Here is a 24,540-nt window from a genome sequence, read left to right on the forward strand (position 1 = left end):
GGAAATAAGATCTTTGAAAGGAGGTGAAAATATATGAAAATCGATTTCTCTAAGTTTGTTGAATCAGTACAGAAACTCGAGTTGGGTAAGGAAACATTTTCTGCCAGTGCCCATCATAGTAATGGCTCTGGGCGTGATTGGGAAGCTCTCCAAAGGCAGTTGAAATCATCGGAGTCATCTCAATAGCTTTTGAGACTAACACGTAACTAGCAAGTAGTTGGAGCGTGATAAAGTGCTAAGGCATTTAATCACGCTCCCAATAGAGGAGAGTGTAGAGTTTTGGAGTTGCATCTACCTTTTGAAGAGGAAGCGCTTTCGGTTTTTTTGAAACTTCCAGGAGAAGTGTGCAATATTAATTGCCATTATTGTTATGAAAAGAGAAAGCCATCTGGACCGTATAAAAATATAAATGCAGATATGCTAAGTGAGTTTTTAAAAAAAGCAAATAAAAGGCCCTTGGCATTGGAACTGCATGGTGGCGAGCCTCTCATCATCGGAAAAGAAAAAATGCTTTCGTTAATTCGCGAGTGTCAAAAATATGAGGGACCTATTAGACTTAAATTGCAAACTAACTTAATCCTCTTAGACCAAGAATGGATAGATCTCTTAAAGACAGAATGGCCTGAAATTGAGATATCTACAAGTCTAGACGGTGACCCTGCAAGCACAAAACATAGAGTCGATTATCTTGACCGACCGACTTATAAGCAAGTTGAGAAATCCCTGAGATTACTTGAGGCAAATGAAATGAAGATTGGATTGATATGTACTGTCACTAAGCCCGCATTAAAGAGAAGTAAGCAGATTTTAGATTACTTCATGGGATTTAGTTGTATAAGTTTATTGAAAATAAACCCTTGCTTTGATTTTAACGTAATGAGCCCTAAAAATAAAGGGAATATCGAATCAATAGAAATACTAAATCCTAATGGTGAAGGTGTCCCAGGATGGGGGATAACTCCACTAGAATTTAGTTCTTTTCTAAAAGAACTGTTCGACTATTGGACGGAAACACAAAGATATAAGGAATTATTGTTAGAACCTTTTTTGAGTATCATTAGAGTCGTTGGTGGAAAACATGCAAACTTTTGCGTATACAATCAATTTAAATGTGCTAATATGCTCTCGTTATATCCGGATGGAAGAGTGGGAAGTTGCGATGAGTTAGATTCTAAAAATTCTCTTCTCTCCTATCTAAAAGATTTCGAAAGTTTGGATGACATTATACATTTTCAAACGAACAAACCTCTGCATGATTCTTTAAATGAACTGTTAGAAAAGTGCGAAGATTGTGATTATAAAAACACCTGTAATGGAGGATGTTTGGCTACTAGAGGGAGGTTCAGGGGTTCCAATTTATATGAAGAATATTGTGATTATCGTATATCAATTATTGAACATGTAAAAAGCAAAATATCATAAATGAAAAGAGGGTATAACATGTGGACTGAGATGATCGATGGAAGAACTGTTCATAATTTTTTTGAACATATAGATAGTTGGAGGCTCGAAAAGGAGCAGAAGATTTCTACAGCATTGTCAGTACTTAGCGGTACAGAATTTAAATCGAATCTATCTTTCCCTAGAAACATTACATTTTCATTATTACAGCATACACTTTACCTAGCAAAAAGAGCTGCAGAGACTAATGATGTTGATTTAGCAAATGATGCATTAGCTCTTTGGTCACTGGATGAGAGTGCATTTGAGCCATTTTTATATAACTACGATAATGCAACATTTTTGATAGTTAATAGCGAATATTGTAAGCGTGCAACATATAACCAAAATTTCAACAACAATGCATATTGTATTACTCACGATATTATAAAAAATGCTAAACAGTCTTTGTCAAATGATTATGTAGAAGAAGCATTGAAGTTAATATCTGCAACCCATCTGTTATTCTTCAATGAACTCACGGGATCTGTGATTATCAACTTAGATTGGCGTGATCTGGACGATAGTACGGATAGTTACACCTTAACACCTCTTTCAGGAACGGTATTTACTGATTGGACAGAATCACCATTAAGGTATGCTGAAGCAATCTTGCATGAATCGGTACATTCTTGGTTGAATTATTATTTAATGCGTGAGGAAATTAATGTGATTAATACTGCGAATAGTTGGTATTCTCCCTGGCGTAATACAATGAGGCCGGCACTAGGTATCGTTCATGGAACATTTGCTTTCTCTATTGTGTATCACTTTTATAAACGTTTGTCTGAAGGTAATGGATTTAACTTACTTAATGATAAACAATTGAAGTACTGTTATGATCGTACAGATTATGAACTTTCTAGACTCAAGCAGGTTGAGAGCTCTATAATTCCTGCTCTAGATGAAATCGGGAGTGAGAATATTAAAGAATTACTGACTACATGGTATCCAGGCGTAAAAAGATTTGAAATTTATAAAGAAGGGTAGCGTTCTTCATGGAAAATATTTTCTTGATTCTTGAAGGTATAGATGGATCTGGGAAGACAACAATTCGAAAATACATTTATCGCAGGTTACAAGAGGCAGCACTTGAATGCTTGACTATTGGGCAACACTCATGGACTATACCTAAATATGCTGAGGTTATAAATAATATAAGAAATAAAAATATAATCCATACACCTGAGGAAATTGCTGAAGCGTTCAAGTTAGATAAGAAGGTTCACTATGAACGTACAGTAAGAAAACACATTCTAGAGCGTCACGTAATAGCAGATCGATTCACATACTCTGATGTTGTTTATAATTACGTCTTATGGGGAATAGATGTCTTGAATAATTATAAAGCACATATTGATTCCTATAATCCTCAACCTAATTATATAGTATTCATAGATACTCCACCAGATATTGCTTTCAATAGAATTGTGAAAAGAAAAACAAACCCGAAGTTCTGGGAAAATACTGAAACGCTTTCAAGTATATCCCAGACTTATAAAAAAACATTTTTTGACGATCCTTTGCCAGGACTTCCACCTGTAATTAGAATTGATAATTCAGGAAATGAGGGGTGGCAGAAGGTTGTTGATGATTTAGTAATTGGACCAATTTACAATATTAACAATTCCCAAGTTCACCTTGAGAGGTAACAAACATATGTCAAAAGAAGTTAAACTAGATATTGAAACATATCTGAAAGTAAAAAATGATTTGCTCGAACATGTTGGGAAACCTACAAACATTGTTTTAGGATTAGACGAGGAGTCTTCGAGTGAAACAGTTATAATATCTGAGTATTGGCAGACCGAATATGGATCAGTTACATTAATGCATAAAAGGGATAAGACGCACTTATCTGATGGGTTTGATGTTTGTGAATTATACGAAATACAGTTTCCTGCTGTAACTAATGTTTTACCTATATCTATAATCAGTGACGATAGCGATATTCAAGTTATAGAAAAACCTTTACAAGCCGATCCAATAGAAAAACTTATTAATCTTACGGATTTTAAACGGATGATTATCCATAAAAAAGGGGCTGGAGAAACATTACCCTGGAGCGAATTATATTTTTCAAATCGAATGTTAGAAGAGCATTTGGAGCAATCTCATGATCAAGCTTCTCGGGCAAAGAAAGATATAGAGAATCATGTCAGTTTTTTAATAGCTGAGAAAATTCTTAGAAATAACTTAAGGGTTCTAGACATAGCTTGTGGTCCAGGCTTGTATGCGGAGGCGATTCAAAAACAAAATTTGGAAACGGTTTATTTCGGGATTGATAGTGCTCCATCTGCTATACATTACGCATTAAAAAATTTCTCAGTAAAGGACTACGCTTTTAAGTTGGGAGATTTATTAACATGTGATTTCCCCGCTTCAATTGATTTAGCAGTTGTTTTTTACGAGGTGTTGAACTTCTTTTCAGAAGAAGATGTGAATAGATTGCTTAATAAAATGAGTAAATCTTTAAATAGTGGCGGGCAATTGTTTCTAGAGTTAGTGAATAAAGTATTTGACGAAGAATATGATAAAGAATGGAAAATAATAAACAATGGAGGTTTATTTTTTAATGAACCCTATCTTGAACTTATTGAAGAAGGAAAAATAAATGATTCCCTATTTGGTCATCGTCATATCATTTTGTTGTTAAATAGCAGAGTATGCTATGAATATCGCAATTTTTTACAAGAATATACTCTTAGCAAAATCATTAAAATAGCGGGAAATTATAATCTACACTTTAAAAAAGCGTGGGGTGATTTTAATGGTCTTCCTTATACCACTAGCTCTCCTAGGCTTTTAATATGTTTGGAAAAAAATATATAGAAGAAGGTTGATCTATGTGGACACGGAATTTAATTTAATAACCACAGAAGACCAGATAGTTAATGAGGTATTAGTCATTCCAATAGATCAAAACATTATAAGTATGCATAATGTACAGATTTATTTAAATCAAGCTATTATTAACCACTGTAATGAAGAACAATTAATAGAGATCGTTCCGACTCACAGTACATCAACTTACAAATATGTTATTTTTATAGGTAATATCTATAATAATCATCATGCAAAGATCTTAGGTGCTAAACTGGTGAAAATTATTAAAAAATACCAGATAAATAATATCAAAATTGATTTACGCCAGTTCGTTGACCAAAATCAAGTCGACATTAATCTAATCAATTCTATGGCAGAGGGGATGGTGTTGGGTAGTTATAAGATAAAATCCTATACCTCCAGTGAAGATTACAACAATTTGTTTTTAGAGAATGTCAATTTTGTATATGGTAAAGTGATAGCTAATGACTCTATAAACTCTTTAAGAGAATCGATTATTATTGCAAAATCAATTTTATGGGCTAGGGATTTAATTAATATACCCAGCAATTTACTTACACCAATAGAGCTAGCAGAGGTGGCAATTGATTTAGAACTGGAAAGTGAAGGAAGAATTCACGTTGAAGTTTTTGATCATGAATTATTATATAGCATGGGGTTTAACGGATTAACTATGGTGGGGAATAGTAGTTCAATCCCCCCAAAATTAATAGTTTTAAGGTATCTAGGCCGTGCTGAATGGGATTCTCCCATAGCTGTGATTGGTAAAGGGGTAACATTTGATTCGGGTGGATTATGTTTAAAGAATCCTGAGGATATGATTACAATGAAGAACGATATGGCAGGGGCAGCTGTAGTTTTAAGTTTAATTAAAAATCTTTGTGATTTGCGGGCGTCGGTGAATGTACTTGCTATAATACCGGCGACAGAAAATATAATCAGTGCAAACTCGTATAAACCGGGCGATGTAATTACCTCATTAAGTGGAAAAACTATCGAAGTCATTAATACTGATGCCGAAGGAAGGATTATTCTTGCAGAGGCCATCACTTATGCCAAGATGAATAACGCTAGCAAGATAATTGATGTCGCAACATTAACTGGATCAATTAATGTGTGTCTAGGTAGTGTAACAACAGGAGCATTTACTAATGATAATAACTTTTATCAAGAATTAATCCAAGCTTCTAATAAATCAGGAGAAAGGGTTTGGAACCTGCCATTGTTTGAGGAATACAAGAAAATGCTTAAGAGTGATATAGCAGATATTAAAAACTTGAACTCTGAGGGAGCTCAAAGTATAACTGCTGCATTATTTTTAGAAGAATTTGTTGGAGATTTACCTTGGATTCATCTGGATATCTGCGCAACAGGATGGACCAATAGGCAAAGCGATTTGAATACTATAGGAGCAACTGGAGCAATGGTAGCCACACTTACTCGTTTATTACATCCTGGAAAGGAAGAATATTATAAATGAGTCTCATTGACTTATATAGTGATAATTCGTCTAAACCAAGTGAAGAAATGAAGAAAGTAATGCTTAATGCAGAGATTTATCATACAGAAGAAGAAGATATTATGGTAAAAAAACTAGAAGAAAAACTCTGTTCGATATTGGGAAAAGAGTCTTCTATTTTTTTGCCTACCGGTACAATGTGTAATGAACTTGCTTTTTTATCCTTTTGTGAAAGTAGAGGACGTATACTCTTAGACCACTATTCTGAACCGTTATTGACGAAGCAGGGAGGCTTAGCATCCCACCTAGGGGTATATTTTCAGTCTATAGTTGGAAACAAAGGTGTATTTTCTTCAAAAGAAGTTAGAAGAGAATATTTAAAACCGCACTCAGCGTCTGTACCTCCGTTAAAACTTATTTATATTGAGCAGACTGCAGCAGAAAATGGCGGAAGTGTGTGGTCGGTAGATTCTATTAATGATGTATGTAAGGAATCCCATCAAAGGGGTCTTAAAGTTTATATGGATGGTGCACGCTTGTTTAATGCTGCACCAGCAACAGGTCAGAATGCAGATGTTCATGTGAAAAATATTGACGCAGTGTATATAGATTTGTGTAAAGGATTAGGGGCACCAACAGGAGCCATGTTGGCAGGGGACAAAGAATTTATAGAAAAAGTATGGGAATGGAAGAGGAGAATAGGTGCAACTTGGCGTAAAGTAGGAATGCTTGCTGCTGCTGGTTTGTATGCTTTGAATAATAACATAGAGCGAATTAAAGAAGATAATTTTAATGCGATAACGTTATATAAATTACTAAATGATAGTGAACTATTTGATATTGATCGTCCAGAAACTAATATAATTTTTATTAATTTAAATAAGACAAATGTTAAGTCAAACCAACTAGCACATTTCCTGCTTAATAATGGTATTAGGGTAAGTGTACCCTCTGAATCTAAAATTCGATTAGTGACTCATATGGATATAAGGGGAACAGACCTTAATTACATAGCCAAAATGATTATTGAGGGTACAAAAACATTAAAAAGATAGTTAACTGTAATATTACTAGATAGAGAAGGAGCTGCTTACTTGAGAATTGAGCAGATTGCCCTAAATACATTGGTCAGAGAAGGCTTGATAAATAGTTCGACTGCTATACGTACAATTGATGGGTCACGATCATTTGTTTTAGTTGAACTTGAAAATGGAAATATTGGGACTGCTATGAATTACGATGTATATCCTTTCAGACCAAATATTTATGAGAAATCACAGGGTATTGTGAATAGTTTATATTCTTCTTTGAAAACAGATCCATGGTTGTTGGAAACCATTTTAATGAAGGAGCCAAATAAATTAAATCTGACAGAGCAAGCGATAAAAATTGCAATACTTTCAGCTTTATCTCAACCATTATTTGAAAAAGATATCTTGCGTATGAATGGCCTCAATAGTGTAACAGTTACATACGAAGAGCATCATTTTCCAAAGAAACCGAATGATTCAAGGCGTATATTGTACAGATTACTCGGTGACAATTCCGTTGTTGGGGTGATAGGTTTTGGGGGAATGTTAGAAATATTTTCCGACTTACCATATGTTAAAGAAGTTCACTTTATAGATAAGCATATTATTCATAGAGTAGAAACGCTTGAATCGACAGTTACAAAGTTAAATTCAAAAGCAAAATATGAAAAGGTCGTTTATCAAGGTTCTGATATTAACACAGGGTTAGAGAAGTGTAGTGTGGTTGCAATAACAGCCTCATCACTTTGTAATGCCACGATTGATCATCTTATATCTCAACTAAAAGGAAAAAAAATTATTGTTCAGGGACCGAGTGGAGCGATTGTTCCGAGTGCATTCATAGAGAAAGGAGTTTCTCTTTTGTGTACGGAATTAAAGGATACACGATACAAAGAAGCATATTTTTTTGATGATCGGATTTATGATTGGTTCACTGAGTTTGATAATCGAGTGTATATATATTTGTGAAGGATCATCGCTGTAAATTTATAAAATTTGAGGTGTAAATAAAAACGAAATCTTGTAGCTTGTGCATTCAAGGCATAGGATTGAACAGTTTACTCATTTCTAGAAGAGACCTTCATGAAGAGTATTTTATGGATCTCATTGTAATGGGAGCTGAGATATTCTGGTTCCCGCTATATTCACTTAATGAAGGTTGTGTGATCGAAGTGTTGCTTGTATCGGTCCACATCATGTAAAGACAAATCATAGTGGATATCGATGGTAGCTGAACGAAACTTCACCTACCAGATGGGATCTACGCTGATCTAAGGAAATCGTGATTTGCTTAAACAAAAATCTCAAACGATTGATTAATGTTATTCAAGCATGCTTTGCAGTTAAAATGGATATTGTAAGAAAAGTTAGAAGCCAGAGAAACCTTAAATTAGTGGGGAGAAGTGGAAGTTACTATGACATTTAAATTTAACCCTGGTTACCCTACCGAGTACGTAGAAGACTATTTAGATAAAAAAGGTTTTAAGGTAAAACGTGTTTTGTCATTTGGGGGATTATGCACGGTTGTTCTTGTGGAAAACAATAATAATATACTATACCCTCAGGAATTAGTAGTTAAGCTTTTCTATGGATACTATACCGTTTATAATAATATGAGTGATCTAATAGGTCATAATTTATACGCTTATAAGTTTTATAAAGAGCTTGATAATTTCGAATATCAATACTGGAGAAAGAAATTTGAGTATGAAGCAATAACATTAAAAAATATTAAAAGTAAGTATTGGGTTAATGTGTATGATATGTATCTAGATGATGAATTACCAATGTATCTTATGGATTACTATGAGCTCGACAATTTATCTACCTATATTAATATGGTTGGCAGCGGACAAAAACGAATAATGACAATTAGAGAATCAATAAATATAATATACGATCTATTGTGTGGCTTAAAAGTCATACATAACAGAGGGATTATCCATCGTGACATCACGCCATATAACATATTAATTAATAATGGACATGCAATGTGGTGTGACTTGGGGTATGCAAGATTTCCGAATATTAAAGAAGAGCCATCGATTAAAGAGCCATTTTTATATTGGCCACCTGAGCATGATTATTTGTTTCATGATGTTGACGAGAGGGGAGATATATATAGTATTGGAGCTATATTTTATCGGATGCTTACAGCCACGCTTCCAAGGCATAGAGCCCCTTCTCCTTTGGCAATGAACCCATTGGTACCAAAGAACCTTGATGATTTTATTATGAAATGTCTTTCTTACAATCCAGAAGAGCGGTTTATGAATGTCCATGAATGTTTAGAAGAATTGCAATCCATATCTTTTTCGATAGGTGGCGAATTTTTTTGAATCCAAAAATAATGAAAGTAGTAGCTTACATAACTCGTACAGTGCCTGGGAATCCGGAATCCATACAATTGCTTGTTAACGTGCATACAGATTTACCAGAGGCCGGAATTCAAGTTCCAGCAGGCACCATTGAAGCGGGTGAAACTGCAGAAGTCGCTGTTATCAGGGAAGTATATGAGGAAACAGGGTTAAATGAAGCTACAATTATCGCAAAGATTACAGAGTATGATTATTTTTATGAACCTCGAAAAGAAATTCACCAAAGGAATGTATTTCTTTTAAGCTTAAATGAAAAACCAAAAGATGAATGGGAAACTACTGAGGTAACTCCAAGTGGTCATATTATTAAATTACGTCATTACTGGATTGATATTAATAGTGAAATTGAACTTGCAGTGGGACAGGGAGATTTTATTCATGTAATAGAGTCTTTAGTTAATAATGAATAGTATAACAACCAGTGATCGCAAAAATCAAAGGAAAGATAACATGGAAAGAGTGTTACGATTAAGGTGTTTTCTGATGTCAGAGGCACTCGAATTATAATAGATAATGAGTACATGTTAACTATTCACTTCGAACCGTTTCCTGTAAAAAGTGAGTATCTACTGCAGGAAGTAGGCATTCTGACTTAGGGCAAAGCACATATCGATTTGATAAGATCTCTATTTTCTGATCTTGTGTCTACAAAGGATAAATAGAGTTAAAACTTCTCTACAAGTGAAAGGTATGCCAGGCCGAATGAAGTCTGTGCGCGGGTCGTTTGATCAGCGCCCGCTCCAATACCAATTAAAGGAGAAAAAAGTAATTAATGCAGAACTATTAACGAAGAGTTTTCTCCTACGATTCAGTCTAATACCTTGTTTACTGCAGACAATTTATGGAGAATGGTTCTTTGGCATAACGTTCTGCTGATTAATGATTTGGACTAGCTATTCTTCGGGAGGGTGGCGATTATGTTTTGTATAGTGAGTGGAATGTGTGCCTTCTTGGCATACCTATACTCACGGCGAGACAGTTGGCCAGCTTTTTCGGCATCCGTATTGACGGTCGGCATCTTGTTCGGATTAGCTATGGATTACGAGGTGTTCCTCGTTAGCAGGAAGTGGGAGAAGTATTCGCGGACAGGCGGCGGTCGTAAGGCTGTGTACTCGGGCATGGCGAATAGTGGCGGTGTCGTGACAGCGGGAAGATTGATCATTATCGTCGTCTTCGCCAGCTTCGTATTCGTCGAGGAAAGAGCGTAATTAATGTCTCGATCCTATTTTTCTCACTTATAATCATGATATTCACAACTTATCTCACTTATAGTTGCACATTGTTTCAACTAGAAATTGTGAAAGGGGCTTATTAAGGTCCATTATTGTCTCAGTTATTACCGTTACTCACAACATATGTGGTGTCATAAATGTTGAGAAGAATATCTAAATCCCGATCCGCGCTATTTGGCCGGACGGGATTTTTTTTCGGCAACTAATTCTCTATTCTCAAAGTCGGTTCGTTTCACGGACATCCATTCAATAGAATCTGGCTTTCATACTCCATGCTCAGACAATTTCAGATAATTCTAAGATATTTCGGCTAAAATGTTTTGATAAATTGTTAAAGAACCCACATTAAGGGGAGATCATCATGTACACCATTTATCTTGTAGAAGACGAAGTTAGTTTAAATCAGCTTATTTGTTCATACTTACAGCGGGAAGGCTGGAATGTCGTTTCCTTTACAGACGGCGAGGAAGCCAAAAGTGCGATTGCGCAAGAGCCTCATCTTTGGATACTCGATATTATGCTGCCTGGAATGGACGGCTATCAACTGATTCGCGAAATCCGGAAAGGGAACGAGTCTATCCCGGTCATCTTCATATCGGCACGGGATTCCGATCTGGATCGGATTAACGGCTTGGAGCTGGGCAGTGATGACTATTTGGCTAAGCCATTCCAGACGCGTGAACTCATCATCCGTGTTCGCAAGCTGATGGAGCGTGTATACGGAAAAGTACTTCAAACCGGATATTCTGCTCCGCATCTCGCCCAAGTCGACTATCCGCCTTATACGATTGATAGACAAGCCCGCATTGTGAGGGAGAATTCGGGACTAGAAGTGGAGCTGACTTCAAAGGAATTTGATCTATTGCAATATTTTGTGTCACATGCCGGACAGGTCATGCAACGCGAACACATTTTGAATGAGGTTTGGGGCCGGGATTACTTCGGCACAGACCGCGTAGTGGACGATCTCATTTGGCGATTACGCAAAAAAATGCCTGAGCTGCGGCTGGAAACGCTATATAGCCTCGGTTATAGGTTGGTGAAAAGATGAAACATTGGCCTTTGGCAATTAAAATATGGTTCGTTTTTGCCTCTTTGTTGCTGTGCATATTCTTGATGGTGGCCTTGGTTCTCCCCTATTTACTAAAAAGTTTTTTTACGGAGCAAACCTATGCGATGATTCGGGACTCTCAACAGCAGTTAACCTTTGTTCAGGAAATTTTTCAAAAGGAAGGGGGGGTATTCAAGTTCAGAGAAGATGGCGTTATGGAGATAGCCATGTCCTCTTCAACGGGTCAAGCAGCACCGAATGACGATAGCACGACCGGGGGATTTGAAAAAGTTCAGCCGACCGGATACATAGAGGGGCCTGCTATCGGCCATCTGATATTGGTGGAAGGAAAAGCGTACTTTTTAAACCGTGACAGGGGCTTGCCCGATTCCTTAACCAAGCGACTAAAGCAGGAGGCGGCTGAGCAAGTCAAGGAGGTTGAGACGAACTCAGTCCAAGTAGAGGGCCACACCCTCTTTTACTCCATCTCAAAAACCATTAATGACGGTTCCGGAGTGCTGATCTCCTATGCATGGGCCGAGTATCGCAATGAGATGGTCGGAACGATGTTCCGCAATTTGCTTCTGCTTCTGATCGCATTTATGCTGCTCAGCTCAATCCCATGTTTCTGGCTCGCCCGGTATTTATCCAGCCCGCTCACCAGAATGGAGCGTCAGGTGAAACGGATGTCAGAGGGCAACTGGCATGAGGCGTTCGAATTGAGACGAAGAGATGAGTTCGGCAGGTTGTCCCGCGCCTTCGACGAAATGCGCCAGCGGCTGCTGCGTCAAGATGAGACGCAGCAAGCGTTGCTGCAAAATATTTCCCATGAATTAAAAACGCCTGTGATGATTATTCGCAACTATGCTCAGTCCATCGTCGATGGCATTTACCCGCGAGGATCATTGGAGGGAAGCGTTGACACCATTCTGCAGGAAACCGACCGGCTTATGGAACGAGTTTACGAGTTGTTATCGCTTAGCAGGCTGCAATACGTTTCTTCGCGTGAAGTTCCCCACCAATGGTTTAACGTCGATGACGTGGTGCGGGATACGGTGGAGCGGCTGCGTTTCCGTCGGCCGGAGATTCATTGGATTGTTGAACCGCCTGCTTGGCGCATTCATGGTAATGCTGACCAATGGCAGGTCGTGTTTGAAAATCTGCTTGACAATCAAATTCGCTATGCCCGTCAACAGATTTCAATTACTGCCTCTGTGGATGATTCCCTGATGCGAATCATTGAAATCCGCAATGACGGACCACACCTGGAAGCCGCATTGCTGAAGGGTCTGTTTGAGCCGTATCGTATGGGCGCGAATGGGCAGTTCGGGCTGGGTCTATCCATCGTCTGGCAGATATTGAACAGCTATGGGGCACAGATCGAGGTGAGCAATGAAGAATCTGGCGTCATCTTTCGGCTGACGCTTTCCGAGGAGGACAGGGAATGAAGAGCGACACGATCCCAAAAGCCTTCAGCCGCCGAATGGCAAGGTTCTTTCGATCAGATGCATTCAGTGCAATCGGGCTATTGGCTCCGAGCTTGGCCGGATTTGCTCTCTTCTATCTCATTCCGTTCGGCCAGAGCGTGCTTACCTCATTCCAGGACCGATTGGGAGGAAGCTTCACATTGTCAAACTACAAGGAGCTGCTCCTCAGTTCCTCGTTTCAGAAAGCGGCGTCCAATACATTCTCGTTCACCGCGGTCAGCGTGCCGATTCTGGTTGCCATATCGCTCTTGCTGGCGTTGCTCTTGAATCAACGGGTGTTCATCCGGAATTGGCTTCGCACCGCTTATGTGCTGCCGCTTGTTGTACCGGTTGCTTCGATCGTGCTGGTCTGGCAAATCCTGTTCGATTGGAATGGGGCGTTAAATGCGGTTTTGCAGCAATTCGGCCTTGACCGCCAAGACTGGATGAAATCCAATTGGGCCGGATTTGTGATTGTGCTGGTCTACGTATGGAAAAACATCGGATACAACGTCATTCTATTCCTGGCCGGCTTACAGAACATTCCGGACCAATATTACGAGATCGCCAATCTGGAAGGGGCGAGTTCCGCACGTAAGCTGTTTGGAATTACGCTCACGTATTTGACGCCGACGACGTTTCTGGTCGTGCTTATGTCCGTGTTGAATTCGTTCAAGGTATTTCGAGAAACGTATCTCGTTGCGGGTGCATACCCGCATGACAGCATTTATATGATGCAGCATTACATGAACAATATGTTCCTGTCCCTTGATATTCAGAAAGTCTCGTCTGCGGCAGTGTTGATGGCGCTTTGCATTATGGTGCTCGTGTTCGTCCTGTTCCGTACAGAGCGGATGTTCCGCTCTTATATGGAGTAAGTGCAAGAAAGAGGTGAATGACGTGATAAAGGGATGGGTCGCACCGCTGTTGCGTTCGTTACTGTTAATCCTCATCGCTAGTCTGCTGTTAATGCCCGTCGTCTTGACCGTCGTCAATTCTTTTATGACGGAGCGGGATATTATGGCGAATTACGGCATGCTGGGCAAAACCGATACGAGCCTATTCGTTAATCTCAAATGGATTCCCGATTGGGTGTCATTCCAGCAGTATGGCGAAGTATTGATCTCAACGCCGAAATTTCTATACCTGTTCTGGAATTCCGTATCTATGGTGGTGCCCATCATCATCGGACAAGCGTTGGTGGCCATCCTCGCAGCGTTCGCGTTCGGAAAGCTGAGTTTTCCGGGCAGAGAAGGATTGTTTTTTCTCTATTTGATGACGATGCTGATGCCGTTTCAGGTGACGCTCGTGCCCAACTACTTGATGGCCGATCGGCTGGGTCTGCTGAACCATCCCGGCTCCATCATACTGCCCGGCGTGTTTGCCCCCTTCGGCGTGTTTCTACTGCGGCAATTCATGCTTCACATCCACTCGTCTTATATCGAAGCAGCCAAAATGGACGGGGCGGGAACCTTGCGCATACTCGTATCGATTGCGCTGCCGATGGTGAAACCGGGCATCGCCGCGCTCGTCGTGCTCCTGTTCGTCGACTATTGGAATATGGTCGAGCAGCCGCTTATCTTTCTTCAGGACGCCGCGAAGCAGCCGCTTTCGGTCTTCCTCTCCCACATCCAGGATGATGTACTCGGCGTATCGTTTGCCGTTTCGGTTGTTTATATGATGCCTATGGTACTCCTGTTCTTAAGCGCCGAACGGTATTTTATTGAAGGAATCCAGCTTTCCGGCGTGAAAGGCTGAGCGAAAGGAGAGTGGCAACATGATACAGCGCAAACAACAGATTGCCGGCATTGCATTGGTGGTGTTACTTCTTGTGCTGGCGGGGTTGACATTGTTCAGCCAAACGCTTCAAACCGTCTTGCTACCCAAAGTGACGACAGCGAAGGCTGATAAAAAAACGTTGACCTTTCGCATCGAAGGCAGCGGTCCCATCACACCCCGCAAGCAAATTGAATTAATCAGCGACAGCGGCTGGAAGTTGGAGAAGGTGCATGTTCGCCATGCAGAACAAGTCAAGAAGGGTCAGATTCTCATAACGTTCGACGGAACAGAGGCGCAGCAACAGATTCTCGACGCGGAGGACGAGCTGAAGAAAAGGAAGTTGAACCGGGAGCTGATTGCAGAACAGTTCGTGACTGCTCAACGAACAGGAGACGAAGGTGAGATTCGCAAAGCGAAACGCGACTTGGAATTGGATGGGCTAGACTCAGACATAGCGATGCGGAGAATTGAAACACTGCGAAGGGATCTGGAACGAAAACGCACGTTGACTGCGCCTGCGGACGGCATAGTTACGAATCTTCAAGCCGAGGAAGGCAGAAGTATTCTTCAAGGACAGCCCGTGCTGACGATAGTGGAAACCGGCGAGGGATTCCAATTTACCTTCACGGCTGATAAAGATTCTGCCGATTTGATGCAATTGGGTGAGAAGGTGCTTGTAAACGTGCAGGGGGATAAGCCGTTGAAAAGCGAAGGAACCGTCGCCGAAATCAAGGATGCTACCGGGGGCAGCGGCGGCGGATCTGCAGGCAATCCAGATGTTGACAGTGGAAATTTAGACGGAAATGCCAAGGGTCAAAAAACGATCGTCGTCCACGTGTCGGGAGACGATCTCAAAGGAGGTGAGTTAGCTAGCGTTAGCTTGGTGAGGCCATTTCAAGAGCAGGGGCTTGTCATCAGCAAAAAGTGGCTCAGAAAAGACGGAACCGGAAGCTACGTGTTTGTTGTTCGCGAGAATCGAAGCTCACTCGGCAACACCTACACGGTTCAGAAGGCTTACGTGAATACGGGGAAGGGGAATGACGATGAGATCGTCGTACTCGATGGCGTTTACCCGGAAGAAAACATTGTGACGGAGTCGAGCGAACCGTTGCAGGAAGGCAACCGCATTCGATTAAATTGAGAGGATGATTCACTTGAAAAAATTAAGCTTCATCGTGATGCTGTCCATGGTTCTGTTGCTATCCGCCTGTTCCGGAAACGGGGGAGGCAACTTAACGAAGGACGGCAAGGAAAACGGCGCAGGACAGGAATCGCCGGGCCAGAAGCAAGCCGAAGGTAAGCAGAAAACCGTCGCTGTATCTGTCTTGAGGATAGACCGTTTCTTGGAAAACGCTGTGCGGGTATTTGAGGAGAAGTATGCTGACATACGTATCGAATTAAAGGAGTACAAGGCGTCGGATGGAACCGGAACAAGCGGTATGGCCATGGAGGCGGCAGACATAGAAAAGTACGTTCAATCGGTAACGACACAGGTTATTTCAGGCAAAGGATCCGATCTTATTCTCATGAACAATTTGCCCCAAGACAAATTTGTCGCCAAGAAACTGTTGGTCAACTTATACGACTTGATAGATAAAGACAGCTCGTTCGATCAAGATGCGTTGTATCCCAATATTTTGAAGGCATCGCAAGACGGGGACGGTCTGTATGTCATGCCGCTCGCCTTTTCGCTCGAAACGGCTCAGGGGAATACCGAGTTATTGAAGCAGGCGAATATTTCAGTCGACAAAAATAGCCCCTGGAGCTGGAGTCAATTTAAGGATGTCGCCATTAAAATGAAGCAACAAGGGGAACGTGAAGGGTACTACTACAACCTGATAATGTCGCCGCTGCTCCACGATTATATCGAGGACAATTATGCGGAGCTTGTCGGACAGGGCAAGCCGAACTTCGACTCGGATCTGTTCCGCAACATGATGAAGGAAATCAAGTCGATCTATGACGAAGGACTGCTCAGCGAAGGGTTTGCATCCGATGCCGGTGAAGCGGTAGTTCAAATTGTGGGCATATTCAGCCCTAGAGGAGCACTGATGATGCCCTCAAACTTTGAATATTACCAGAAGCCGAGCGCGAGGGGAAATAAGGAAGGCGTACCGTTCAAGTCCATGTACAGTCTGGGGATGAACAGCAAATCCGACGTTCAGCCGGAAGCATGGGAATTCATGAAGTTTTTGCTTTCCGATGACATGCAAGCTTCGCCGGATCTCTTTGGATTGGCGATGAATAAAGACGCCACGGATAAGAAATTGAATGAAGTTTTGCAACAAATCGAGAACGGAACGCTGGAATTTCCGTTCCCGGAAGACACGCTGCCGGATGGCGAAATGACGAAACAACGGATTTCAGAGATACAGAAGCTGATTTCGGAGGCGGGCGCCCGAAAATCCAGTGATATTAAAGTGTTAACGATTGCTACGGAGGAGTTCGAAAGCTATAAGAACGGACAGAAATCCGCAGAAGAAGTCAGTAAGCTGATTCAGAACCGGGTCACAACGTATTTGAATGAGTAACGGAAGAGAACAGCAGGTTAAATGGGGTATCGTTCCGATAAGACTTATCGTCACATCGACTCGTTGAAGCGGCAGGAGCAGATAGAAGCGGGCATGTGGAGTGCTAAAACTCGAAGACCTGTCGTTCAGAAATGGATGACGGGCCTTTTTTTCCTTAGTGTTGCTGTTCCATTCGACCTTTATTCTTCTGTAAATCATATTTGTTTCTGATACATAAAAAGACAGTCTTAAGCAATGCTAAAACGGCAGGACGTATCGTTCCTTAGGATTTCTCTGTCCCGGGGTTTCCGGAAATGTTCAATAGACACAGTCCGGGATTAACGGATCTGTACAGATAACGATGCAAGAGAGTGAATTTTGATCGGAAAGTAGGGATAGGTATGGGTATACTAGGCCGCAATTCGAAAAAAGAACCTCTTCATTACGGAGAGGCTTACGATGTATGGCTATATTCGATGGGGGCCAAGGGATGCGGCTCCCGCTATCGGGCATTAAAATTCCATGCGGGTGATAAAGAACTCAAAGATGTCATCGATGATATGATTAAGCAAGTCGAACTTGAGGCTGCGGAATGCGATGAAATTTTAGTTCATAATGGAATTGTTCCATCACCGAGTTTGCCGCAACGGCCTGAAGCAAAATTGGAAAACATTCCGGTGGGTGCTCGTTTCTCGGATATGGAAATAGTAGGTATGCTGTCGGCAGAAGCGGCTGCAGGACTCATATTATGCAGTCAAATTATGGGCAAATCGATAAGAGAAGATATCGGTGTGTTGTTCGCAAAATATCATGCCTTAAAAGCAACAATCGGATTGAAGGCACTACACTTGAGCAAAGAAAAAGGATGGCTTATTCTTCCTCCTCAAGTCTTAGAGAGAACGCAATTAGAGGAGAGTCGCACATAATGCGAAAGCCCGCTGCAGACAGCGGGCTTTCATTATGCTTACTACAACGAAGCAACATCAACATTCAGGGTGTCCTGAATGCTTTTAAATCCGAGTTGGATTTCTTCTTTATACATGCTTGACATATTGTTTGAAATCATATATCTTAATATTAAGATATCAGTTAAAGAAGAAGCGGAGGAAACCATATGAAGGACCGTATGAACAATGCATGCAGGTATTCCTTTTACAGTCACAGGCCACAATAGGTGGGCAATGAATCGAATCCCCATGCTTAGCAGACTATTTTTGACTACTATCTTTAGCTTAAGAATCATAATGCCAAACAAATGAAATTTGTATGAATCAGCCCGGGAGAATACGGCAGCTGGTTACAATAAATAATTATCCAGGAGGGAAACATCATGCAAACTATGGTATATGGACCTACTCTTCAAACGGCTGGCACCTTCGACGGCGGCAAAATCACGGAGCAGAAGCCAATCGGCTTTCCAGGTGAAAACTCTGTAGTCAAGCGGGTCGGACCGCTATTCTACTGGGCTTGGGCGAAAACGGCAGTGGAAGGCTACATTCCGCTTCATCCGCATCAGGCATTCGAAATTATGACTTATGTTGTATCCGGTCAAGCTCAGCATGGCGATACACTGGGCACACGAAGCACAATTGGCGCTGGTGGCGTACAACTGATGCAGACCGGGTCGGGCGTCAGCCATGAGGAGCGGTTCGTCGGACCCGACATGGAGGGCTTCCAGATTTGGTTCGAGCCTCACTTCGAGAAGGCGCTCAAGACGGCACCGACATACAACCAGTACGAACACGAACAGTTTCCTGAGGAGTCAGGCGACGGCTACTTGAAGAAAACGGTTATTGGCGACGGTTCTCCCCTATCGATAACGGTGGACGCTCGGATGTGGGATGTCGTCGTCGATGCCGGCAGGTCTTACTCGCATCCGGTGTCGGGCGGCCGGGCACTCACGGCGCTCGCCATACGCGGAGGAGGCACATGGCTCGAAGGTGAAGGTATGGGCAGCCAAGCGACTCCCTTTAATCCAAAAGATTTCATCGTAGCGCGTGCCGATGATGACCATGATGTTACGATCAAAGCTGGCGAAGATGCGCCGCTCCGGCTCATTCTGATTGACGTGCCGACGACGGTTGATTATCCGTTATACCCGAAGCGCTGAATGGCATAACGGGCGGCAATCACATAATAAGCCCTATCATAGGTTATCTTACTGAATAGAAAGATCAAAGCCCGAAGATATCGATTCATAATCGATATCTTCGGGCTTTTTTTTGCTGTGGATGGTCGACATACTCTAATCGTAAGAGACCGAGGACTAGCCGACTAAGTGTTGTCGAGTTTATGCTGACGGCCCGCTATCGTCTGGAGACATCGCTTTATTTGAAGAAACACAAGCCCCTGAAACAACTAAACCATGAAAACCTTTGGGGCAACATCGGTATACCTAGCTTCTTTCTTACCAGATTATTATGCCTCATATTTTTATAAAATCGACTATACATGGGCGACACCTCTTATACGCAACAGCGGTTTATGAATCTTGCATGACCACTTTGCTTTTCATTTTAGATCGAATTACAAGTCCTCCGCTTATTGCAGCGATAACGGTTAACAGAATGTAGCATTCGTATTCAAAAATTAACGTACATAATGACATGGAATCCTTGGTAATAAAACGTCCTAAGGAGAAAAAGAGCAACGTCCACATGAAACCTGTAGAAAATGAAATGGCCGCATATCTCCAAAAGCTTATTCGATTAATGCCCATCAGATAAGGAACGACATGTCGGACAACCGGCAAGAAGTAGAAGAACAGCAATACGGATAATCCATGTTTTTCAACCAATCTATCTGATATCGCGATATACTTGGACAATGATTTCCTGGCACGTAATTTATTCAAAATAGGAGCTCCTATGCGACTGCCAAGCACGTATCCGAATGTTAGTCCAGAGATAACTCCAAGGTAGGCCGAAAGAAAGGTTATGATGGGATGCATGGAGTTGGCATTGCTTACGGCACCACCAGTCATAACGATTACCTCAGCGGGAAAAGGCGGGCCGATAATTCCGAGCCATAATGAAAAGAACATGGCAGTGTAACCTAGTTGATCTATCCACTGGGCTAATTGGGAATCGTTCATTATATTAGGGATTTGATGCCTCCTGTAGCCATGATTTGAGTTCAATATGAATTATAAGCGAAATTATGACTGGCAGTCAATTTTCGTCTAACTGATCATATTAAAAAAGGATATTGTCGTGGTACAATGGTGGTGGCAAGGGAGGCTGTATATGTGAATCGGGAAGAAAAGAAGCGCATAACAGAAGAGAATATTATTGACGCTGCGTATCAATTGTTTTCTAACAAAGGATATGCCTTAACGACCGTAGCAGATATAACGGATCTGGCAGGCGTAGCAAAGGGTACATTTTTTAATTACTTCCGAACGAAGGACGAGGTATTAATCCGGATTCAAAAATCATTATTTTTAACTGAAATAACACAAATCAGTGGGCTGTCCGGTCCATTTACCCCAAGGATATTGACGCTGGTACAGGAATTGGGAAATTCCTTCAATGAACATCAAACCCTGGTGCGCATATCTATACAGCAGCTCTTATCCGCAAGCTCGCCGGATACGATCCAAAGCAGCATGCAAGTCAAAGTGGATGTCTTAACGCATATGTTCGAAAAAGGACAGCAAGCAGGAGAGTTTACGGAAGACATTCCAGCAAATGAAATGGCACAGACTGCACTGAAACTATATATGGGCTCATTAGTGAATTGGTGTACAAGCGGGGCAGGTACAAGCCTCGGAGATCAACTTCTATTGTCCTTTCGCATTTTTACAAGGGGTATACAGAATTAATCAATTGAAAACATGGATTTTTGTACGATACAAAGAAGCTTAACCAGGCAGCCGCTGCCCGGTTAAGCTTTTTTTTGATGAAACAGATGAATCGACGTGTCCGTTTGTCCAAGCCATTCTCTAACGTGCTGCATCTTCTATAAGTGTACAACCCTTATCCCATATTTTTAAAAGGAGGCGTTTGGGTATGGCAACAGTTGATGTAGTAAGTGTATTTACAAGAGGCGCAAGGTCGAGCGACACGGCCGAGCTGCGTCAGACAAGAGTCGCGAATGATATTGCAAGAGCGACAGCAGTATGGAGCACAGGTTTTTTTCCGGGAGTAAGCTGCAACATTAATTTTAATTCCTTGCAGGTCATCTTCCGAGACGACGTTACGTTGGTGGCTAACACCGTACCGGGTATCAGCGATCCCAGAGTCGTCAATCTGATCTCACAGACGAAAGCGGCTGTGAATAATGCAGTAGCAATCTATGTCGTCTATGTGAGCGGTCCTACCTTAAGCTCAGGAGCAATCGGCAATGCGGGTCCACAGTTTGACAATTTCGTCAACACAACTAATTTTCGTCTTGTAGGCAATTGTGTTATGAGCGATGATGCGATCGATACCTACGCATTGGCTCATGAAGCGGGGCATGTTCTGTTTGGTCGTTTCTTGAACAATAATTCGGACAGCTTTACCATTAATGACCCCTCGAACCCGGGAGATGGGCATAACAACATTCCGAATAATATCATGTTCCCGTTTATCCCTGCAAGCAATCCGTTCATTAATGCCGCACAGTGTAACGTGGCCAGCCAAAGCAGAGTCATCCGCGAGAATGTCGGCGCTACCCCGGTGCTGGCTATGGCAGGGGCCGATGCCTTCTCTTCCATCACGAATAACGCTGCTGCTGCCGGTTCTTCATCGAAAAAAGGAGGATGCTGTTCGTGCTGCGATCACGATCATCACCCCGGTTATATCTGTGTGCCTATTCCGAAGCGCGTAAGAAAACTGAATAAACATGTGTTTAAGCTGCTGAAAAAGATTGGCCCGGACAAACTGAATACGAAGTTTAATTATATCTGTAAAGATAAAATGATTGTCCTTAAACACATGTAAACGATTGGATGGACCTCAGATCGAAGCCGGTATATATCCAGGAGAAGCCGGTCCATCTAAAGCCAGCGATTGAATTTGGCCCGACAAATACAGGGAAGAACCAGAACTGTCCGCCGTGATGCAGCCAAATATACGTAAAGCGGAACATGCAGCGGCGAATCCCGCCGGGATCAACAGTTAATAAAGAAGCGGACTGTTGTTGGGGGACGAATGAAGGCGGTGGTGAGGTAGGCGCCATTGGCTGACCGCCTGGCGGGCCGGGAGTTGGCCCTGGGCCGGGTCCTGGAGGTCCGGGCGGCCCGAATGGAGGTCCGAAGGGCGGTAAATAGGACATGAATGCTCTCTCCTTTATCACGCTCATGATGGGTAGAGGGAAGTTTGAGGTGTCAGCATCTTTTGGTGCTGATTTTTTTTGTATTCTATGCCGCAGCCCGCCTATAGGTGAGCAGAATAGCGTATAGATCGACCTGATGGGCACAAAAAAACCGACCATTCTTATATGGCCGGTTGTTATCATCTGCTTAAGTTGTCATCCACATGACTCGTCTGAATTTCTCATCCAGATGTTTGATTTGGGCATCCACATGCTCCTGATTTACGAGATGCTGATACGGAGGGGCAATGACCGCCGTCACGCGCAAATGCAAGTAGTCCCTCATCACTTGAGCGGGTTCAAGTCGATGCTTAAACAGGAATGCGGGCAGGACAATAAGGGACAGCATCGTCTGATCCTGCAGATGCAGCAAGCGGGTATTCATCCCCTGATTGAACACGTTATGAGTGATCCCTGCATCATAGAAATTCTCGATAGCCGCCTGACGTTTTGTCATAGACTCGGTGAAAGAGTGGTATAAATCCGGATAAATTTCCTTTAAATCATTCACAAAAACATCCGAGGCCGAACTGGCCAATATGATGTTTTGGAAAAAAATCGAGACAAACTCATCGACATACCCCTGATGGTTGTCCGGTTGTCCGATCATTGATTTTTCTTCTATAAAGCGAATATATCGTGCGACGACAGCTTCTATCACTTCATCCTTAGAGGCGAAATATTGATACAACTTCCCCCTGCTAATTCCCATTATTTTGGACATGTTATCCATAGTAAGCGACTTAAAACCGTTTTTCACGATCTCATCGTTGATCTTGCTAATCATTTGCGCTTTCCGCTCATATTCCGTAGCCATTTCATTTCACCCCATTTAATGATGTGCTAAGTATAGCATAATGAACAATATTTACAAAATGGACAAAAGTAATTCAATTTGTTGATTTTGTTGCAAACAGTATGTTACGATGTCCCCTGTAAAGAACAAATCTTAAATGGAGGTTATTCATTTGACTCATAAAACAGAGACAGTATTGGTTACAGGCGGAACAGGATTTGTAGCAGGTTGGGCCATTCACGAGCTTCTGATACAAGGATATAAAGTTAGAACAACCGTAAGGAGCAAGGAGAAAGAGCAAGCCGTTATCGATTCTCTTTCTGGCCAAGGATATCAAAGGGATCATTTAACGTTCTATACGGCAGATCTTTCGAGCGATGAGGGTTGGGAAGCGGCGGTATCGGGAGTTGATTATGTGCTTCATATCGCCTCTCCACTTACCTCAGGGAATCATAATGATCTTGATTCATTCGTGAAACCTGCACGTGATGGCGCTCTTCGTGTTCTTCGTGCGGCTGTATGGGCGGGCGTTCAACGTGTCGTGATGACCTCTTCGCTTGCTGCGGCTACGCCTGATCTCTCCAGCACCGATCAACATATCAATGAGTCTCTCTGGACGGACCCTGCGGATAAAAATTTGAACGCTTACCGAAAATCAAAAGCCATTGCTGAAAAAGCGGCATGGAATTTTATAAATGAACAAAACAGTCAAACAACGCTGACGACCATTCTTCCGGGAGCGATATTCGGCCCTGTCTTATCGGCTCATGTGCCAAGCTCCATCGAGGTCATTCAACGATTGGTACAGGGCAAGTCGCCCGGCAATCCAAAGATCAGTTTTGAAGTAGTGGATGTGCGTGATCTGGTAGAGCTTCATATTCAAGCGATGACAAGCCCAGAGGCCGCGGGACAAAGATATATCGCTAGTGGCGGTTCTATCTGGATGAATGATATAGCGAAACTATTAAAAAATGAACTAGGGCCTGGCGGGCGCAACATTCCTACCAAGACGATTCCGGACATCGTGTTGAGGGGAGCTGCTAAAATCACTCCATCCTTAGCGGCATTAGTTCCTATGCTGGGAAGGAAGTTTCGTTATACTTCAGAAAAGGCAAGGGGTCAGCTGGGCTGGAGACCACGTCCGATTGAAGACACAATTCTGGATACCGCCAAGAGACTGGAGGAGCTTAAACTTCTATGAAGTAATACTTAGCCTATAGACTGAATAGGCAAACAGAGGGCATCGGATCGTA

At 42.1% G+C, this 24,540-nt stretch carries 25 protein-coding genes; 22 read left to right on the forward strand and 3 right to left on the reverse strand.

What is annotated here, in order from left to right; genetic code table 11:
- The first annotated feature begins 33 nt into the window (after nt 1-33).
- The 19 genes from DX130_RS26605 (at nt 34) to DX130_RS21800 (ending at nt 19,303) form a co-directional block, all read left to right on the forward strand.
- A complete protein-coding gene (locus DX130_RS26605) occupies nt 34-186 on the forward strand; it encodes a hypothetical protein (RefSeq protein ID WP_165861403.1) in 153 nt (50 codons plus the stop codon).
- Nucleotides 187-279: 93 nt separating this feature from the next.
- Nucleotides 280-1,422, forward strand: coding sequence for a radical SAM/SPASM domain-containing protein (locus tag DX130_RS21715; protein ID WP_116048927.1), 1,143 nt, complete (start codon nt 280-282; stop codon nt 1,420-1,422).
- A gap of 18 nt (nt 1,423-1,440) precedes the next feature.
- Complete coding sequence (locus DX130_RS21720; RefSeq protein ID WP_165861404.1) at nt 1,441-2,430, forward strand: aKG-HExxH-type peptide beta-hydroxylase; 990 nt, start codon at nt 1,441-1,443, stop codon at nt 2,428-2,430.
- An 8-nt stretch (nt 2,431-2,438) separates the two neighbouring features.
- The gene (tmk, locus tag DX130_RS21725; protein ID WP_116048930.1) at nt 2,439-3,092 is read left to right on the forward strand and encodes a dTMP kinase; all 654 of its coding nucleotides are present in this window, start codon (nt 2,439-2,441) and stop codon (nt 3,090-3,092) included.
- A gap of 7 nt (nt 3,093-3,099) precedes the next feature.
- The gene (locus DX130_RS21730; protein ID WP_116048932.1) at nt 3,100-4,272 is read left to right on the forward strand and encodes a class I SAM-dependent methyltransferase; all 1,173 of its coding nucleotides are present in this window, start codon (nt 3,100-3,102) and stop codon (nt 4,270-4,272) included.
- A gap of 16 nt (nt 4,273-4,288) precedes the next feature.
- Nucleotides 4,289-5,767, forward strand: a complete 1,479-nt coding sequence (locus DX130_RS21735) for a leucyl aminopeptidase family protein (protein ID WP_116048934.1) — start codon at nt 4,289-4,291, stop codon at nt 5,765-5,767.
- The gene (locus DX130_RS21740) at nt 5,764-6,801 is read left to right on the forward strand and encodes a threonine aldolase family protein (protein WP_116048935.1); all 1,038 of its coding nucleotides are present in this window, start codon (nt 5,764-5,766) and stop codon (nt 6,799-6,801) included. Before DX130_RS21735 ends, DX130_RS21740 begins: the two co-directional genes overlap by 4 nt.
- Before the next feature lie 39 nt (nt 6,802-6,840).
- Complete coding sequence (locus DX130_RS21745) at nt 6,841-7,746, forward strand: Rossmann-like domain-containing protein (RefSeq protein WP_116048937.1); 906 nt, start codon at nt 6,841-6,843, stop codon at nt 7,744-7,746.
- Nucleotides 7,747-8,192: 446 nt separating this feature from the next.
- Nucleotides 8,193-9,116: a serine/threonine-protein kinase gene (locus DX130_RS21750; protein ID WP_116048938.1), complete on the forward strand. Its 924-nt coding sequence runs from the start codon at nt 8,193-8,195 to the stop codon at nt 9,114-9,116.
- Nucleotides 9,113-9,565: an NUDIX hydrolase gene (locus tag DX130_RS21755; RefSeq protein WP_165861405.1), complete on the forward strand. Its 453-nt coding sequence runs from the start codon at nt 9,113-9,115 to the stop codon at nt 9,563-9,565. Before DX130_RS21750 ends, DX130_RS21755 begins: the two co-directional genes overlap by 4 nt.
- Before the next feature lie 507 nt (nt 9,566-10,072).
- The gene (locus tag DX130_RS21760; RefSeq protein WP_116048942.1) at nt 10,073-10,363 is read left to right on the forward strand and encodes an MMPL family transporter; all 291 of its coding nucleotides are present in this window, start codon (nt 10,073-10,075) and stop codon (nt 10,361-10,363) included.
- A gap of 382 nt (nt 10,364-10,745) precedes the next feature.
- Nucleotides 10,746-11,438 (forward strand): response regulator transcription factor, encoded by a 693-nt coding sequence (locus DX130_RS21765; protein WP_206098871.1) that lies wholly within the window; start codon nt 10,746-10,748, stop codon nt 11,436-11,438.
- Nucleotides 11,439-11,563: 125 nt separating this feature from the next.
- A complete protein-coding gene (locus DX130_RS21770; protein WP_165861406.1) occupies nt 11,564-12,886 on the forward strand; it encodes a HAMP domain-containing sensor histidine kinase in 1,323 nt (440 codons plus the stop codon).
- Between the two features lie 35 nt (nt 12,887-12,921).
- The gene (locus tag DX130_RS21775) at nt 12,922-13,782 is read left to right on the forward strand and encodes a carbohydrate ABC transporter permease (RefSeq protein ID WP_116049058.1); all 861 of its coding nucleotides are present in this window, start codon (nt 12,922-12,924) and stop codon (nt 13,780-13,782) included.
- Nucleotides 13,783-13,804: 22 nt separating this feature from the next.
- Complete coding sequence (locus tag DX130_RS21780; protein WP_116048946.1) at nt 13,805-14,662, forward strand: carbohydrate ABC transporter permease; 858 nt, start codon at nt 13,805-13,807, stop codon at nt 14,660-14,662.
- A gap of 19 nt (nt 14,663-14,681) precedes the next feature.
- Complete coding sequence (locus DX130_RS21785; protein WP_116048948.1) at nt 14,682-15,824, forward strand: efflux RND transporter periplasmic adaptor subunit; 1,143 nt, start codon at nt 14,682-14,684, stop codon at nt 15,822-15,824.
- Between the two features lie 13 nt (nt 15,825-15,837).
- Nucleotides 15,838-17,214, forward strand: a complete 1,377-nt coding sequence (locus DX130_RS21790; RefSeq protein WP_165861407.1) for an ABC transporter substrate-binding protein — start codon at nt 15,838-15,840, stop codon at nt 17,212-17,214.
- 380 nt (nt 17,215-17,594) lie between these two features.
- The gene (locus tag DX130_RS21795; RefSeq protein ID WP_116048952.1) at nt 17,595-18,119 is read left to right on the forward strand and encodes a DUF3231 family protein; all 525 of its coding nucleotides are present in this window, start codon (nt 17,595-17,597) and stop codon (nt 18,117-18,119) included.
- Between the two features lie 404 nt (nt 18,120-18,523).
- Nucleotides 18,524-19,303, forward strand: a complete 780-nt coding sequence (locus DX130_RS21800; protein ID WP_116048953.1) for a pirin family protein — start codon at nt 18,524-18,526, stop codon at nt 19,301-19,303.
- A 372-nt stretch (nt 19,304-19,675) separates the two neighbouring features.
- On the opposite strand, the gene DX130_RS21805 is transcribed toward DX130_RS21800, so the two are convergent.
- Nucleotides 19,676-20,287, reverse strand: a complete 612-nt coding sequence (locus tag DX130_RS21805) for a DedA family protein (protein WP_116048955.1) — start codon at nt 20,285-20,287, stop codon at nt 19,676-19,678.
- 153 nt (nt 20,288-20,440) lie between these two features.
- On the opposite strand from DX130_RS21805, the gene DX130_RS21810 reads away from it, so the two are divergent.
- Both DX130_RS21810 and DX130_RS21815 read left to right on the forward strand, forming a co-directional pair.
- Nucleotides 20,441-21,016, forward strand: a complete 576-nt coding sequence (locus DX130_RS21810) for a TetR/AcrR family transcriptional regulator (protein ID WP_165861409.1) — start codon at nt 20,441-20,443, stop codon at nt 21,014-21,016.
- Between the two features lie 187 nt (nt 21,017-21,203).
- Nucleotides 21,204-22,118 (forward strand): hypothetical protein, encoded by a 915-nt coding sequence (locus DX130_RS21815; RefSeq protein WP_116048958.1) that lies wholly within the window; start codon nt 21,204-21,206, stop codon nt 22,116-22,118.
- On the opposite strand, the gene DX130_RS26260 is transcribed toward DX130_RS21815, so the two are convergent.
- Both DX130_RS26260 and DX130_RS21820 read right to left on the reverse strand, forming a co-directional pair.
- A complete protein-coding gene (locus DX130_RS26260) occupies nt 22,105-22,452 on the reverse strand; it encodes a collagen-like protein (RefSeq protein WP_133297965.1) in 348 nt (115 codons plus the stop codon). The genes DX130_RS21815 and DX130_RS26260 overlap by 14 nt on opposite strands.
- Before the next feature lie 187 nt (nt 22,453-22,639).
- The gene (locus tag DX130_RS21820) at nt 22,640-23,308 is read right to left on the reverse strand and encodes a TetR/AcrR family transcriptional regulator (protein WP_116048960.1); all 669 of its coding nucleotides are present in this window, start codon (nt 23,306-23,308) and stop codon (nt 22,640-22,642) included.
- 151 nt (nt 23,309-23,459) lie between these two features.
- On the opposite strand from DX130_RS21820, the gene DX130_RS21825 reads away from it, so the two are divergent.
- Nucleotides 23,460-24,488, forward strand: coding sequence for an SDR family oxidoreductase (locus DX130_RS21825; protein WP_240644638.1), 1,029 nt, complete (start codon nt 23,460-23,462; stop codon nt 24,486-24,488).
- The last annotated feature ends 52 nt before the right edge of the window (nt 24,489-24,540 follow it).

Source organism: Paenibacillus paeoniae (assembly GCF_003388735.1).
Lineage (GTDB): Bacteria > Bacillota > Bacilli > Paenibacillales > Paenibacillaceae > Pristimantibacillus > Pristimantibacillus paeoniae.